Annotated in this window: 15 protein-coding genes and 1 tRNA gene; 4 read left to right on the top strand and 12 right to left on the bottom strand. The window is 59.6% G+C overall.

Annotated elements, in window-relative coordinates:
* Positions 1-164: 164 nt before the first annotated feature.
* The 8 genes from ACZ48V_RS05880 to ACZ48V_RS05845 form a co-directional block, all read right to left on the bottom strand.
* Positions 165-1,781 (bottom strand): alpha-amylase family glycosyl hydrolase, encoded by a 1,617-nt coding sequence (locus tag ACZ48V_RS05880; RefSeq protein WP_464542506.1) that lies wholly within the window; start codon positions 1,779-1,781, stop codon positions 165-167.
* Positions 1,782-1,843: 62 nt separating this feature from the next.
* Complete coding sequence (locus ACZ48V_RS05875; RefSeq protein ID WP_464542504.1) at positions 1,844-3,373, bottom strand: hypothetical protein; 1,530 nt, start codon at positions 3,371-3,373, stop codon at positions 1,844-1,846.
* A 359-nt stretch (positions 3,374-3,732) separates the two neighbouring features.
* Positions 3,733-4,461 carry a type 1 glutamine amidotransferase gene (locus ACZ48V_RS05870; RefSeq protein ID WP_464542502.1) on the bottom strand — a complete coding sequence of 243 codons (729 nt, stop codon included), beginning with the start codon at positions 4,459-4,461 and terminating at the stop codon, positions 3,733-3,735.
* A 48-nt stretch (positions 4,462-4,509) separates the two neighbouring features.
* Positions 4,510-5,082: a Uma2 family endonuclease gene (locus ACZ48V_RS05865; protein WP_464542500.1), complete on the bottom strand. Its 573-nt coding sequence runs from the start codon at positions 5,080-5,082 to the stop codon at positions 4,510-4,512.
* A 149-nt stretch (positions 5,083-5,231) separates the two neighbouring features.
* Positions 5,232-6,431, bottom strand: a complete 1,200-nt coding sequence (gene ribD, locus ACZ48V_RS05860) for a bifunctional diaminohydroxyphosphoribosylaminopyrimidine deaminase/5-amino-6-(5-phosphoribosylamino)uracil reductase RibD (RefSeq protein WP_464542498.1) — start codon at positions 6,429-6,431, stop codon at positions 5,232-5,234.
* Positions 6,383-7,081, bottom strand: coding sequence for a hypothetical protein (locus ACZ48V_RS05855; protein ID WP_464542496.1), 699 nt, complete (start codon positions 7,079-7,081; stop codon positions 6,383-6,385). Before ACZ48V_RS05855 ends, ribD begins: the two co-directional genes overlap by 49 nt.
* A 55-nt stretch (positions 7,082-7,136) precedes the next feature.
* On the bottom strand, positions 7,137-8,261 hold the full coding sequence (locus tag ACZ48V_RS05850) for a hypothetical protein (RefSeq protein ID WP_464542495.1): 1,125 nt from the start codon (positions 8,259-8,261) through the stop codon (positions 7,137-7,139).
* Positions 8,262-8,299: 38 nt separating this feature from the next.
* Positions 8,300-8,677, bottom strand: coding sequence for a DoxX family protein (locus tag ACZ48V_RS05845; protein WP_464542493.1), 378 nt, complete (start codon positions 8,675-8,677; stop codon positions 8,300-8,302).
* Positions 8,678-9,319: 642 nt separating this feature from the next.
* Between ACZ48V_RS05845 and ACZ48V_RS05840 the strand changes: the two genes are divergently transcribed.
* From ACZ48V_RS05840 to ACZ48V_RS05825, 4 genes are read left to right on the top strand one after another with little or no spacing between them, the layout of a single operon-like run.
* The gene (locus tag ACZ48V_RS05840) at positions 9,320-10,102 is read left to right on the top strand and encodes a lysophospholipid acyltransferase family protein (RefSeq protein ID WP_464542491.1); all 783 of its coding nucleotides are present in this window, start codon (positions 9,320-9,322) and stop codon (positions 10,100-10,102) included.
* Between the two features lie 27 nt (positions 10,103-10,129).
* Complete coding sequence (locus ACZ48V_RS05835) at positions 10,130-10,555, top strand: BamA/TamA family outer membrane protein (RefSeq protein WP_464543103.1); 426 nt, start codon at positions 10,130-10,132, stop codon at positions 10,553-10,555.
* Positions 10,449-10,856 carry a hypothetical protein gene (locus ACZ48V_RS05830; RefSeq protein WP_464542490.1) on the top strand — a complete coding sequence of 136 codons (408 nt, stop codon included), beginning with the start codon at positions 10,449-10,451 and terminating at the stop codon, positions 10,854-10,856. The genes ACZ48V_RS05835 and ACZ48V_RS05830 overlap by 107 nt, the downstream gene beginning before the upstream one ends.
* Positions 10,825-11,262: a hypothetical protein gene (locus tag ACZ48V_RS05825; protein ID WP_464542488.1), complete on the top strand. Its 438-nt coding sequence runs from the start codon at positions 10,825-10,827 to the stop codon at positions 11,260-11,262. The genes ACZ48V_RS05830 and ACZ48V_RS05825 overlap by 32 nt, the downstream gene beginning before the upstream one ends.
* A 230-nt stretch (positions 11,263-11,492) precedes the next feature.
* On the opposite strand, the gene ACZ48V_RS05820 is transcribed toward ACZ48V_RS05825, so the two are convergent.
* The 4 genes from ACZ48V_RS05820 to atpG form a co-directional block, all read right to left on the bottom strand.
* A complete protein-coding gene (locus tag ACZ48V_RS05820; RefSeq protein ID WP_464542487.1) occupies positions 11,493-12,740 on the bottom strand; it encodes an ATP-dependent DNA helicase in 1,248 nt (415 codons plus the stop codon).
* A gap of 19 nt (positions 12,741-12,759) precedes the next feature.
* A complete protein-coding gene (locus ACZ48V_RS05815) occupies positions 12,760-14,241 on the bottom strand; it encodes an NAD(P)H-binding protein (protein WP_464542485.1) in 1,482 nt (493 codons plus the stop codon).
* A 69-nt stretch (positions 14,242-14,310) separates the two neighbouring features.
* Positions 14,311-14,400, bottom strand: a tRNA-Ser gene (locus tag ACZ48V_RS05810).
* A 179-nt stretch (positions 14,401-14,579) separates the two neighbouring features.
* Positions 14,580-15,491 carry an ATP synthase F1 subunit gamma gene (gene atpG / locus ACZ48V_RS05805; RefSeq protein ID WP_464542483.1) on the bottom strand — a complete coding sequence of 304 codons (912 nt, stop codon included), beginning with the start codon at positions 15,489-15,491 and terminating at the stop codon, positions 14,580-14,582.
* Between the last annotated feature and the right edge of the window lie 4 nt (positions 15,492-15,495).

Raw genomic sequence — 15,495 nt, 5'->3', positions numbered from 1 at the left:
GAGGCTGGCTCACAACGTGGTCTTTGTTTGCTAAGGATAGGAGGAGGTGTAAGAGCAAGAAGACCTCGACTCGGGGGCCGGGGTGACTAAGCGCCAGACCCTTTTGTGGTAGAGCGGGTAATCGTCCGCCTGAGTGGTCCCAAACATTGTCCGTTGCCGCAGCGCTACGCATCCGCCTGCAGCAGAACCCCTTCGTTTGGGCGCAGGCGCACGAACGCCCCCTCTACCGAACCGGTGTTGTCCAGACCCGCATCATCCATGTACGTGGATGCGACACGCTGAGCTTGCACTGCGGACTCGGGTAACGGCACTGTTTTTTCTGCTCCAGCAAAGTTAATCGCAATCCAGAAGCGGTGGTCTTCGCCAGCACGCTCGTAGAGAAGCACCCCGTCGGGCGCATCGAGGGTGCGGCACGTTCCCCGCCGCAGCGCACGATGCGTTGCGCGTAGCTGGATCAGGCGGCGCACAAAATGGAGCATCGAGGTGTTGTCCTCGCGCTGCACGTCTACATTCCTTGTCGAACTGGATGGGCTTACAGGCAGCCAGGGTGCTACGTCGTCGGGGCAGAACCCGGCGTGGGCACCTGCATCCCACTGCATAGGCGTGCGCACCGGATCACGCCCCAGCTCGAGACCTGGCGAGAGCAGCTCCCACGGATCTTGCACCTGTTCAGGAGGGATGTCGACATTTTCCATCCCAATCTCATCGCCGTAATACACTGTGGGGGTGCCCCGTACGGTGAGCAGAAAGAGATAGCCACAGCGCGCCTGCTCGCGCCCGGCCCGCGTGGCGAAACGGGGCTGGTCGTGGTTGCTGAGCACCCAGTTTGGCCACCCATGGTCCGGAATTTCGTGCTCGTACTCGTCCACAAGCGCCCGTACGTTGTCGGCTGCCCATGGCGTAAACACCAGGCGGAAGTTGAACGGAAGATGGAACTCCGGCTGCTCGGGCGTACCGTAGTGCTCGACTAACTCGGGAATCTTAAGGTTCATCTCTCCAATCAGCACCCGGTCGTCGTACTCATCGACCACGCTGCGAATCCACCGGTTGAATTGGTGCACATCCGGCACGTTCTTCGTGTGCTGCTCCACTACCCGAAACGACGGGTCCATATCGGGCGTCCAGTCGGGGTTGACCGGGTTATCGCGAAAGTCCGGATCCTTCATAACGCGGTACGACACGTCGACGCGGAATCCATCGACGCCCCGGTCGAACCAGAAGCGCAGCACGTCTTGCATGGCGGCACGCACCTCCGGATTACGCCAATTCAGGTCGGGCTGTTTTTTCAGAAAGGTATGCAGATAGTACTGCCCGGTCGCCTCGTTCCACTCCCAGGCCGACTCGCCGTCGAAGCGGCTGAGCCAGTTGTTTGGAGGGCCGCCATCAGGACCAGGGTCTTTCCAGTAGTACCAATCACGCTTGGGGTCGTCGCGGCTGCTCTTCGACGCCTGAAACCACGAATGCTCGTCGGAGGTGTGGTTCGGCACAAAGTCCATAATGACCCGCAGATCTTTGCTGTGGGCGCGTGCGATCAGCGCCTCCATATCCACAAGCGTACCAAACATCGGATCGATGTCGCAATGGTCCGATACGTCGTACCCGAAATCTGCCATGGGCGACGGGTAGACCGGAGAAAGCCAGATCGCGTCAACACCCAGCCATTCCAGGTAGTCGAGCCGCTGTGTGATGCCGACCAGATCGCCGATGCCGTCGGCGTTTGCATCCTGAAAGCTGCGCGGATAGATGTGGTACACGACGGCGTCTTTCCACCAGGTGCTCATAGGGTTATGTAGTAGTCGTTGGGGTCGCAGGGATACGGGTGGGATACGCCCGTTTTCAGCGTTCAGCAGGCACGCACGTCAAACCCTTCGGCGAAGCGCTCCGCCACGTTGCGCAGGCGCTCCATACGCGTGGTATCTGACACGAGTGCATCGTGAAGCCTGCGGCTCCGATCAGCCACGGACGCTTCCTGGTAAGAGTAAGCAATATTCCGGACCTGGTTCGTCCGCGCTTTGGCTTGGTCGCTGCCGTATTCATCATTCTGAAGCGGACGGGCAGCCCCCCAGTCGATATGTATGAGTCCGGGCGCGTTGTTGCCATAGTCGTGCTTAAGGGGATGCGGACGCTCCGGGTCAACCATGAAGTTGTCTGCGTGCCAGTCGCCATTTTCTACCCCAACGCACTCGCACACCAGCTGATGAAACAGCACCAGCTCGTAAACATCGGGCGTGAGGCGGTCAGGGTCCTCCAGTACATGTTCGCGCAGCGTTGGCCCGTCTACGTAGGGCTCGTTGATGTACCCGAGACTCGACACCAGTACCACGTCGTGCCCGAACAGCTGATTGAGCGGCTCGACCAGTCCCTCCTCCAGAATCAAACGCAGGCGCCCGGCAGCGGTTACCAGCGCGCCATCACGCGTGAGAACAGGGCGGTTTTCGGCGCGTCCGTTGTACGTAGACGCCCCCAGCTCAATCTCGTGGAAGGGTTCTGGGCCCGGCTGCTTTGCCACCAGGTCAAGCTCGGGCGCAATGAGTACCGTGCTACACCGATGCCGCCCCATGATGTACTCGCCCTTCAGAATAAGCATGAGTCCGGTATCGGATTCGACGCGCTGCTGCCACCCTGCCAGTACGTCGGCTTCTGCGGATTTTCCATCGGCGACCGCCGTACGACGGCGCATCTCAATGCGCACCATCTGCCCGAGCAGTTCGTCGATAAGCACCGCCCGCGGGACCGCCGGGGTCGTCCCGTCGGGATGCGTGAGCGGCCCCTGTGTGGTGATCTCTTCGTAAAGGGCCTCAGCGTAGGCAGTCATACCGGTTGCTGCTCCGTTGAAGTCGTGCCCTGTGCGCCAGTCATGCAGCCGCACGATCCCCGCCGTCGCTTCGCTCGGCGATTCCGTACCGAGTTCCGTAGCCAACCGTGCCCTAACCTGCTCAGGGTCGGCCCCAGAGTAGTGCAGTTCATCGCCGTATTCTGTGAGCGCATCGGCTTCTTCCAGCAGCGGGTCATCTGCCGGTGCGTTCCATGCGGCCCGCATCACCCCAAACCAGACCGGACTCCACCCGCCCATGTTGCGCGTGAGGTAAGCCGGGTCGTCGTGCAAAAACTCGGTTGGCACCAGCCGGTCGGTCGTCGTCTCATGCAGATGGCTCGCCGGGTCGTCTCGACCGAGCAGACTGTCGATCCCGGGTGCGCGTCGCATCTGGTCGACCCACTTTCGTTCAGCGGACACGGTCGGACGCGTTGCAAGCACCTGCACGGAAGCGCCTTTACGCGCAGACTCAGGGGGCATCAGGAAGGTCACAACAGCTTCGCGGTTGAGGGGAATACGAACCACGCGAAACGGCGCCAATCCAGAATCAGAAGGCATGTAGGGTGGGGATTATGGCGTAAGGTTGCAATGCAGTCAGTGCCGTACGCACTGGTTGCTGTGTATTCGCATACAGAGTAGCAAGCACAACGATTGCACGCAAGCCACGTGCTGCTGTACGCATGCTACTACCCCTCTGCTGCGCCTGCCTCGTTATCCCTCATCCCTTTATGGTAGTGGTTCAATGATAAGTGATTGTGATGTCGGCTACATCATCGTCGTCCACTCAACCCCCTCTGTCTGTCGACATCTCCCCCTTGGAAAAGGGGGAGACACCCGCAGGGAGAGGGGGTTCGAACAAAAAGAGGGTGCGATGCCCCTTAGTTTTACCACTTAGCGTCTATCCACTACCTCCTTTATTATGCCTCATCCCGTTTTGCACGTAGCATTGCCGCCGTACGCAGGAAGTTGTTCAAGATCTGCTTGGTAGACTGAGCAGCGCGCACCTGCTCTTCGGTGACCGTGTCGAGCGCTGCCTTTAGCTCATGCATGGGGAGCTCCTTACGCTGAATCATGTCGCGCGCAGTGCGCATGTCGTACTCCGGATGGAACTGCACGCCGTACGCGTGTCCCTTGCGAAGCGCCTGGATGCCCGCCTCGTTGCGGGCAACTACGCTTACTTCATCAGGAAGTGAAGTGACTTCATCGGAGTGCGTAGCGAACGCAACGAATGGATTGGAGAGTCCGGTAAGCAAAGCCTCAGATTTTATGCGCTCTATTTCAACGTAGCCTAACTCATACGCGCCCCGGTCTTCAACCGTCCCCCCCATCATCTGAGCCAGAAGCTGATGTCCCCAGCACACCCCCAAGACCGGGAGGTCGGCGTTAAGCACGCGGCGCGTCCAGGACGCCAGCCGGGCAATCCATGGCCGGTCGTCGTAGACCGAGGACTGCGACCCGGAGATGACGACTGCATCGAAAGGGAGCGAAGGTGTTGCATTTCCGTTAGTGGCAAGCCTCGGGAGCGAATCGCCCTGCGATACGCGCACAATGGTCAGGTCGGCATCCAACTCACGTTTAAAGTTGCGCTGCACATGCGTATCGCCCAGCGACGCGTCAATAAGCACAACGTGGAGCGAATCGGGCATAGTACACAGCCAATAGATCAGGCGATAGGCGAATGCGAAAGTGTGATGCTACGACGCAAAGAGGGATTTCAACTTGACCGTCAAGCCATCCAGCAGGGCCGAAGCTGCCGTACCGGACTCCACCTGCCGCACATGTTGGATAAAGCCCGCGTCTGTGTTCGCATGGATCTCCACGGTCCGCGACGTTGGATCCACGACCCAGTACTCCTGCACGCCATGCATTTCATACAGCCGCTTCTTTGTCGTGAGGTCGTGATGGGCAGTCGACGGTGAAAGCACCTCCATCACCAGGTCGGGGGCGCCGTCGATGAGCTGCTCTCCGATAATGTTTGCACGCTCATGTGCAACAAACACCAGATCCGGCTGCAGCACATCCGTATCCGATAGCTTCACATCGATGGGTGCGAACAACACCTCACCCTGATTCGACGCATGCGCATCCAGCTTACGAAATAGGTGTCGGAGAATGCGTTGGTGATACGGCGTAGGCGCGGGCGACATGACAAGCGATCCGTTGATGAGCTGGCAAGGCGTACCCTCAGGCAACTGCTGGTAATCGGCGTAGCTATACTGCTCTTTGTCGGGCAGCGTCTCGGGCAACGGCAGCGTCGTGGATTCCATGACTCTGTCAACCTGTGGTGAAGAAAAGGTGCAACCATCTATACGCTGCGTATCCGCGATGTATCCCTGCACCACGCTGGATCCTGGATCTGCACTTCGCTCCGTGGGAGATGACTTAGCGGGAGAATAAACAAACTCGCAGCCCCCAATCACACCGATCGCATGTAGCCTTTGAACAGCAGATCATCGCCTACAGTCATCCAATGCTGCTCGGCGAAGGTGCGTGCGTTATCCATTCGTTCGATGCCAAGATCGCGCAGACTTGGCATGCCGGTGCCCACCACTTTGGGCGCTATGAAGCAGAAGAAGCGATCCACCAGGTCTTGCTGAAACAGTGCCGTAGCAAGCCCCGGCCCCGCCTCTACAAGTAGCGATTGCAGCGGGCGAGCGGTAGGGCCGTCGGGAGCCCCGAGGTAAGTAAGTAGAGCCTGCAGGTCGAGATGATCGTCGGGTGTTTCGGGGATGCGCACGACCCGTCCACCCTGCGCAGTGAGGGACTCGGCATAAGCAGGCGCTGCCCGCTCTGCACCGACGACGGCCATTGTGGAGGCCGTCTGGGCATCGGTAAAGAGGTTCAGCTTCGGCGAAAGCGCGCCGGTGCGGTCAAGCACGATGCGATGCGGCTGGGGGCCATTGACGTGACGCACGGTGAGGCGCGGGTCGTCGGCCGCTGCGGTGCCGCTTCCTACGAGCACCCCGTCGAGATCAGCGCGCCACCGATGCACCTGCGTGCGCGACTCCGTACCCGAGATCCACTGGCTGTGTCCGGTGGTTGTAGCAATGCGTCCGTCGAGCGTCTGCGCAATCTTGAGCGTGACGAGCGGGCGTCCGGTGGTTACGTGATGAAAGAAAGCCTCGTTGAGCCGCTTGCATGCATCTTGCGCTACGCCAACTGTTACGTCGATGCCGTGGGCACGCATCCGCTTGATGCCACGCCCGGCCACTTCCGGGTATGGATCGACGGTGCCCACCACTACGCGCGGAATGCCTACATCGACGATTAGATTGCTGCACGGGGGGGTTTTGCCGTGGTGACTGCATGGCTCCAGGTTTACGTAGAGCGTCGCGTCGCGCAGGGCATCGGGGCCGTGGGTGTCTATCGCCGTGTGGATGGCCCGCGCCTCGGCGTGCGCCTCCCCGTATTTCGCGTGCCAGCCCTCTGCCAGCACCTCACCGTCCGCATCCACCAAGACAGCCCCTACCATCGGGTTGGGACTTACGTGTCCGGCGCCCCGTCGTGCCAGAGCGATGCAGCGACGCATCCACCTGGATGCCCCGGATGCCCCGTCGGAGGGGGGGGCTACACTTCCTGGATGTAGTTCGGCAGCGAGGCCTGGGTCAGTTGCCATTGCTCAAAGTAGAATTTGGATTCGGAGCGCGCCTTCTGAAACGGAAGCACGAAGCACCGCGTGGATTCGGTGGAAACGTTCGTTTGGAGCGCATTGGTAAGGGCCTTGCGTACGGGTGCCGGGCTGAAGAAGCTCCAATCGAAGCCGTCGTGGGCAGGCTCCGACGAGAACACGGTAGCGCCCGATTCGAGGAGATCATGCAGCGCGCTGCTGGCCTGCCGTCGGCCCGACGCGGCCACAGTGCGAAGGGGAGCGGGCTCTATAGGATGCGCAGATACAACAACCACACGCTCGCCTTTCGGCTGCATCCATCGGCGGCGCACGGCCTGCATGTCGAGATCGGCTTCGAGCGTGCCTTCCGGATCGACGCCCAGACCGTGCGGATGCGAGAACACTTCGGCCAGCGCATGAACGATCGCATCCATGACAGAAAGCGCGGTGAGTCCGATGCGGTCTGTATCCAGATCGGTCCCCGCAAGGTAGCCACGGTACGCAGTCGGCGGATCGAGGAGGGCACGCAGCGTAGCAGGATCGGGCTGCGTGGCGGTGTCGGCAGAGCGCTGGGCCTGCTTCCGGGCGTCAGGATCGGCGTTTTCCGTGACTGCCTCGAGCAGTGCGGGTTCTTCAAAGAAGTACTTAACGATGGGCATGGGACTACAAGGGGAGCACGCAACGAGTGTGGGTCGGGGGTACGGCACGCACGGGCTATGGGTTTTCAGCGGGATGCGTGACGGGGTCACCGGCGGTGACGGCCGGTTCTGAGCCTGGATCGATTGCCTCCAGCTGCTCGCGGTACCCTTCGTACGAGGCGTCGGAGCCGCCTGCGGCGTGGCGGACCTGCGCGCGCTGGCGGGGCAGCAGCATGTCGACCCGGTCTACGGTGCCCATCCAGATCTTCAGCGCTTTTCCGGCGCGGCGCGCACGGGCATGCACAGCCGGCGGCAGTGCGAGCGCAATAGACGCGCCCGGAGGAAGCACCACATCCACTGGGTGACGCCAGTCGCGCTGCTCCAGCCGGTCGATGTAAAACATGCGCGTACCGTTGTTGGTAACGCCTACCCGTCCATTGGTGAGAGCAATTTCTTGATGCGGAAGCCGCTCATCCCCCACGTGATAGGCCTCCAGGTCGAGCGGTTCGGCGCGCGAGGTGTTGGCGTACGCATCCAGAATCTCAATGAAGTCGCTCGTGTAGTCTTTCAGCCAGCCGCAGTAGCTACGCACCTCCCCACTGGCCACGGTCACCTCGACAACGACCTGCGAGAACAGGTGCCGCTCCAGTAGCGGGTCAAACGCATTGCCGGTGTGCTGCACCACCTCGGTCGATATAGACTGCACCTGTGCGTCGTGCCGCCCGATGAGTCCGCCCGCTGGCGCCTTTGCTTTCGCCACGCCGATGATCATGCCGATGGACTGCAGCAGCGCATCGCGCACCATGCCCATCCAGTTGCGAACCCACCGCCCCAGCCGCCGGAGCAAGCCCGGATTCCGCGTCTGCTCGATGAGCGTTCCGCGACGCTCCCGGTTCTTTTCAGTGAGCCCTTCCGGACACCGGTAGAGCGCATGCAAGGAAGCATACTGCTCCTTGTACAGGATGGTCGACCGCTCCAGATGTCCCTCACGGGCCACTACCGGTTCGGGATACGTGAGCTCCAGCCCGGTCGAGCGGATATCGGCGGTGCCCCAGGTAGCTTCGTTTGCCTGCGTCACGAGCGTAATCGGGAAGCCGTCGAACGACTTCAGGCAGCGGTCGCGCCGGCGCGTGCGCAGGAGCGCCAGCACCGTAGCGACCAGCAAGATGACGAGAATGGTAAGAAGCGTAGAGCCATCCACGGGCTATTGTATGCAAGTGCTATGTGCAAGTGCGGCAGTTATTGGTCGTTTGCAGGCTCCGCTTGGCGCTGCTGATAGGTGACGTATGACACAGCCAGAACTCCGAGTACGATGACTGGAGGCAGAATGTCACCGATTGGGTCGCCTACCGCCGTATGCGCAATGAACGCGGATACAAACGAGGTGATGAACCCGAAGTACGTCCACTCTTTCAGGAAACGCGGAAGCGGAGCCAAAAGGGCTATACTCCCTACGATCTTAGCGAGGCCCAGTTGCACCCGGAAATAGTCCGGAAACCCCAGATGCCGAAACGCCTCAGCCATGTCCTCTACCAGCAAGTAGAGCGTTCCCGATACCAGCTGCGCGAGCGCGAGGAGCCCGGTAGCTCCCCAGTAGATATAGTCTCGTTTCGTCATTTTAGATTTTATTTGTTACAACACATAAATTGTGATAAAGGATAATTCTAAACAGGTGCGTGGCTGCACAGTTCGGTTCTTCCCTGCTCATTTTTTTCTACGGGGCGCCTGAAGCACTTTCTTGCATAAACGGTACAATCGAACGAAGCGGACCCCTGCCAAGTACGTAGTGCCTAAGAACCTGTTGGGGTTTTGGTTTGACGGCGCGAGCGAGCGCCGCTGCGTCGAAAATTGGACCTCGATGGAGGTTCGTAGCCGGGGGTACGGGCCGACACGAGGGCGCAGCCCGACTGACACAAGTATATCGGGGGCAATTTGCACCACGGTCATGCCCTTTAGCCCCAGTCCAGCGCCGCCGCTCGGAGCCCAAAGTAAGAAATCAAAACAGGCCCTAAGTAGACACACAAGAGAATCCTCTCACCGTGTCATTGCGAGGACGAAGGGCAAAGCAATCTTATACGGTTCTGGTTGAGGCGGATTGCTTTTGTAAGACCCCCAGACCGCCCTGAACGCAGAGGTTTATTTTTGCTGGCCTACCAGATTTGCGTCTACGAGATGCGTACATCTCTTTTCTCGCTGCTGGGCTTTCTCGGCGCGACTTCATGGCTCTGACTTTCCTTACGTTACAAACAGCCTGTATAGATGCGCGACATTTTGCTTTCAGCCTGGGTCTGGACCTCCACGGCTCTTCTTCTCATTGCTTGGGTGCCAATCATTGCGATGGTGCGCCTCACCGACCGCGACCCGGCTCTCTACCGTAGTGGCTATACCCTACGGCTTCTGGGACGCAGCATGACCTACCTGAATCCGTTCTGGGATGTAAAGGTTGAGGGCACGCCTCCCGATAATCTGCGCAACCCGTACGTAGTTGTCGGGAATCACCTCTCTCAGGGCGACCCGCCCGTGGTGTCGCGGCTTCCCTGGGAGATGAAGTGGGTCGCCAAGAAAGAGCTGTTCGACCTGCCCGTAGCCGGGTGGCTCTTACGCCTCTCCGGAGATATCTGTGTCGACCGCAAGGACCCGGCAAGCCGCAGCCGCGTCATCGACAAGGCACGACACTACATCGATCATAAGTGCAGCGTCATGTTCTTTCCTGAAGGCACGCGCTCACGCGACGGACGCGTGCACCAGTTTGCCAACGGTGCCTTTCGGTTGGCGCTGGATGCGGGAGTCCCTGTTCTCCCGATCGTCATCGACGGCACCCAGGAGGCCCTTCCGAAGCATAGCCTCCGCTTCCGTACAAATCCGGAAACCATGCGCGTGAAGGTGCTCCCCCCCGTAGATCCCCATGCTGAAGGCCTCACCGAAGTAGATGCCCTTCGCACCCATGTCCGCCAGCAGATTGTCGCTCAGCTTGCCGAGTGGCGCGGCACCTCTCCCGATGCCGTCGATGCGTTGACGTCTCGCTCAGCGCCTTCGTCGTAGCCTGCGCATCCCCCACCGGTTTACCGCCTGCCGCAGCTTAAAGCGCACCGCTTTTACGACACCGCCGACCGCTCCCTCTCGTTCTACGAGCTGCCTGCGCTCGGGGGCAGCTACACGCTGCGCGGCTTTCGCGACTTCCAGTTTCGCGGGCGGCATGCACTGCTGTTCAATGCCGAATATCGCTGGCGGACCTGGCACTTTGCAGATCTCGTGCTCTTTACCGATGCCGGCAAGTCCTTCGATACGGTCGACCGCTGGGGGCTAACCGACCTCAACGTGTCGTACGGCATCGGGAGCCGCCTCAACAGCAACGGCTCCATACTCGGGCGAATCGGGCGGCGCGGCGATGAATGTCAATACGCTCGGCGAAGTACCACGCTCCAGCTGGTACGTGTCGCGCCATTATTACGACCGCCTGTCGCCGGAAGAGCTGACGCGCGGGGCGCTGACTGAAGACGATCTCGATCGCTCTGAGCCGTGGCGTATAGCTGATGGCGACCAGGCCGGAACGACCCCCAGCTTCTGGGTGGATGCAGGGGAGCATCGCCATCTGTTTAAGTTCGACGCTCCCGGTTATCTGGAGCTTTCAGCGGGGTCGGAGGCCGCCGCAACGCGCTTCTTCCACGCCTTCGGCTATCACACGCCCGAGAACTACCTCGTGCACTTCGAGCGTGACCAGCTCACCGTCAGCGATGGGGCCACGTTCACGGACGATCTGGGCCGTGAACGTCCCAATGACGGAAGACGACCTTGACGACATTCTGGATGCGGTGCCGCAGTACGACGACGGACGCTACCGGGCCGTAGCCAGCCGGTTTATTCCGGGAAGCGTAATCGGGCCATTCAAATATCACGGCACTCGCCCCGACGACGCCTTCTGGGCCGCCAAGCAGGTCGCGCATTTCAGCGAAGCCGACATCCGTGCGCTCCTCGCTGCTGCCGAATACTCCGACCCGGCTGTTGAAGAGGAACTCACAAGCGCACTGCTGATTCGCCGCGATAAGATTGCACGTGCCTATCTCCCGCACGGAGGAGGCATCGACCGATTTCATATCGAGCAAGATACCCTGCACTTCGCCGACCTGCTCGATCATCCGGCCTTCGCCGAGCCCTCTGCGCCGGTATGGACTACCCTTCCTGAGAAGCCGCCCACCGAGTGACTGCTGCCTGCCGTACGCACTATCCGGCATCTACCTGTCTGCACACACATGCCTTCACGCTGTCCCTTGCAACGTTGGCCTGAATGACTTCTCTGCTTCGCTACATTGCTGATGTACGTCCACACGAAGCCGCGCTCACGCTGCTGACGACGGCGTACTTCTTCGTGTTGCGGTAACGTACTGCCCGCTGAGAGGACATCTGCGCATAGCACGTGTTACACGCAACGGCATTACACCAGCATCGCCAGGCGGCGCGACGGGCGGGTTACCGCCACATAGAGCAGCGCTTGTTGCTCAGCGCCTCTGCAGACCTGCAGGTCACGGTAGTCAATAAAGACCGTGTCGAACGTTGACCCCTGCGCTTTATGAACCGTGGATGCGTAGGCGTAGTCGACCTTTGCGAACTGCTCACGCAGGCTGTAGTAGCGATCCCACTTTTTCGCATCGTCTTTTGCATCTTCGCGGCGACGGCGAAGAGCATCCTGGTAGCGCTCCTCTTCTTCATCATGAAGCACAGCAATCTCTCGTCGCATGCCGTCGTAGACCCCGCGCACCTTCAGCATCCAGACCTTCCAGGAGCTTAAGTCATCCCCCTCTATCCGCTTTTCAGTGATTGACTCCACGCGCACCTCTTCGCTATTCTTGATCAGCGGCCGCTGGTCATGGTACCATGTTTCGCGGGCTACAATCCACTCGCCCACCTCAAAACGAGGGGCCTCGGAACCGTATCGCTCGGCGCGCACCCGACGGTTGTAGGCTCGCACCGTCTTGTTTCGGTAGGCCAGGATGCGCGCATGTTCGGGGTTTTCCCGAAAGGTATCGCTCGCAAACGTACGCACCAGGCTTCCAAAGAACTGATCATCGTTATGGGTAATCGCCACCCCTTGCCCATCTTCATACTTGCTCCGAAAGCCGTGCCACGACTGGTTGCGCACCTTCGTAGCTAATTCCAGTACAGGATTATCTGTTGCCTGCCGGTGGACTTTTTCCAATGTGGCGCCGGGTACCTGTAGGGCCGGGGAGTCTTCCTCGTTGACCGGCGGGAGCTGTGCCGGGTCTCCCACGAAGAGCCACTGCACGCGGTCGGGGGTCGCTTTTATGTACTGCCATTCGTCGCGTCCAACCATGGAGGCTTCGTCAACAACCACGATGCTTGCCTCCATGTCACGCTCTTTGTCATCAGGCACCAGCTCGTAATCCCCTTTACCGTCTGGCTTTAGGCGCAGTCCGAGAAACGAGTGCAGCGTCTGCGTGGGTACCCCGACCTGGAGGTGGTTGCGTAAGACCTGCACTGCCTTATGTGTTGGCGCACAGACGTAGACTGCGCAGTCTTCATTGTCGAGCTTCTCAACGAGCGTGCTCACCACGTATGTTTTGCCTGTTCCGGCATAGCCGCGCAATCCAGTAAACCGTTCGCCCTGGGCCAGGCGCTCATAGACGGCATCGAAGGCCGCCTGTTGATCAGCGGAGAGGGTCATAGAGGGAGGGCAAAAAGGCTTACGACGAAGGAGACGATGGCGCAGGCGACGACAGTTTGGTGTTTCTGCGCAGCGTGGCCAGATGGTTGAGATGGCGTCCGAATCCGTTCATAACGAGCAGATGTGCGACAGCCTGTGTGGCGTTGTAGACGGACCACGGTAGCATCGGCGAAAAATCATGGATAGCTGCCAGAATGTGCTTCCCGTCGGCGGTACGCCGAAATTCAAGGCGTCCGGCATTATGGGCATCCGGTGCTTTGCTGGCCAGCAGCCCGCCTGTTACGTAGAACAGCTGGCGCCCGCGCGGACTGCGGTTGGGGGCATAGCTGAGCTCCAATAACGTAATGCCCAGGGGCTTAAACCGAACCCGGCATACCCGCTGGTCGGCTACGGTGCACTGCAAGAGCGGTCCGCCAATGCGCGGAAGCCACCGCATGTACTGGTTGGCCACGTCGCGTGCCGTGTATCCCGGCGGAAGCGGAAGGCGCTGCACCGACCGCACCACGCTTTGCTCACGCATAATGGCCTGGTCTTCGTTTTGCAGCTCCGATCGCGGGTTGGGATACGGGAGCCCCTGCTTGTTGACCGATGCACGAAGCCCATCTTCAAACGACTTCATGCCTGAACGCAGCTTTTCCTGTAGCGGATTCGTGTCTACAACAACCTGGTAGCGCAGGCTATCTACAAACGGGCTAACGAGGGCCCAGGGAGCTCCGCTGAAGAGCCAGACCCAGAGCTTAGAGAGGCGGGGCGAGGTAACAGGAACGGTCCCCATCGGTCGCGACAGTCCAAGCACCCGTGCCGTACGTTTCAGCATCTCGCGATACGACATAACATCGGGTCCGCCCAGGTCGTACGTTTTGCCGTAGTGAGTCGGCTCTCCCAGCACGGTCTCGAACGCGCGCACGACGTCATCAATAACGATCGGCTGTGTTTTTGCTGATGTCCATGCGGGTAAGATCATCACGGGCACGCGCCGCACAAGATGTACAAGCATGCTTAGCCATGTACCGCCACGCCCTACGATGAGCCCGGCACGAAGTGCCGTGAGGGGGGTGCTGCAGGAGGCAAGTGCTTGTTCGACTTCTTTGCGGCTGCGCAGGCGATCTGGCAGAATGCCCTGTGCGGGCACAAGCCCTCCAAGCGTTATAATCTGACGTACGCCTTCCTCATCGGCAGCGCGCGCTACATTGTCGGCCAAGAGAAGATCCAGGTCGGGCGCACGGGCCTGCGTGAGCCGCGCTGAGGCGTGCAGGGAGTGCACCAGATAGAGAATGTAATCGACTCCTTCTAAGGCTTGCTTTACTTCATAGGGGTCGAAGAGGTCGCAGTGAACCCATTCAATATTGGTATCCTGGACCTGGTTGGCGGATGCTCGTGCGGGCGACCGCGTGAGAGCACGGATGCGATAATGTGGGGCCAACGCCCCTCGAAGGGCAGTCCCTACGAATCCGGTAGCTCCAGCAATAGCTACGAGGGGGCGTTTAGACGAGCCTGCCATGAGCATTCTGCAATCGATTGGGCGGAAATGCAAAAAGCCGATCTCGGAGGTCCGAGACCGGCTTTGCTGCGGAGAGGGAGGGATTCGAACCCTCGAAACGGCTATAAACCGTTTACTCCCTTAGCAGGGGAGCGCCTTCAGCCACTCGGCCACCTCTCCGTCTACTTGTCCGTTCGCGTGCGTGTTAAGCAGCGTACGGTAGACAGCATGTACACGCAGCGACGTGTCGATATGACGTGTCGATATGAGGCTGTGTGCACTGGTCTATATATCGGATACTACATACGAGATACATGCAGCCAGAAGTTCCGATCTATGCTGCCACAGATTACGTCAATTTACGATGAGAGCGCTTCAGCTCCACTCGAGATGTCGAGGATCTCCATCGTAATCGCATTCTGGCGTGCCCGGTTGTACTTGAGCTGTAGTTCGTCGCGCAGCTCTTCAGCATTGCTGGTTGCGTTATCCATTGCTACCATTCGAGCCCCTTGCTCCGCGGCATTTGACTCAAGCAGAGCGCGCCACACCTGGTAGTTCAGGAATCGCGGCACCAGTACGTCCATAATGTCTCGTGCGCCGGGCTCGAAGATATAGTCGACTTCGTGGTCGCTTGCGTGCTCTGGAGGGGCATCTTCTTCCATAACAGGGGTAAGAAACTGCTCTTCAGGAAGCGGGAGCAGGGGCTCCACGATTCGGTTCTGGCTGATCGTGTTCTTAAACTCGTTGTACACGACCTGCACTTCAGACCAGATTTCGCGCTCGAATCCTTCGCGTGCCGCCTCAACAATTTTTTGAGGGAGCTGAAACGTGAGATTATCAAACACGCCACGAAAATCTCCTACAAGCTGATAGTCGCGACGCTCAAAATGCTCGTGGCCTTTGCGTCCTACACAAAGCAGGTAAAGGTCGCCTTTGGCGCGCTCCTTGGCATAGTGCTTCTCTATTGTTGCTTCCGCAGTCTTAATCACGTTCGAGTTAAACGCACCTGCAAGCCCCCGGTCGGCTGTGATAACGACGAGCAACACACCGTCCGTTTCGGGTGCTACAAATAGAGGATGCCCGGCGTCTTCAAGCTCATCAGTAAGATGCGCGATGAGCTCGCTCAACTTGTATGCATATGGGCGCGCATGGAAGATACGCTCCTGAGCGCGCCGCAGCTTCGCAGCCGCAACCATTTTCATGGCCCGGGTGACCTGCTTCGTGTTTTCGATCGAGTCGATCCGGTTACGGATGTCGCGGAGGTTAGCCATAAGC

The sequence above is a fragment of the Longimonas haloalkaliphila genome, from assembly GCF_055379825.1.
This window is presented reverse-complemented; position numbering and strand designations above follow the sequence as displayed.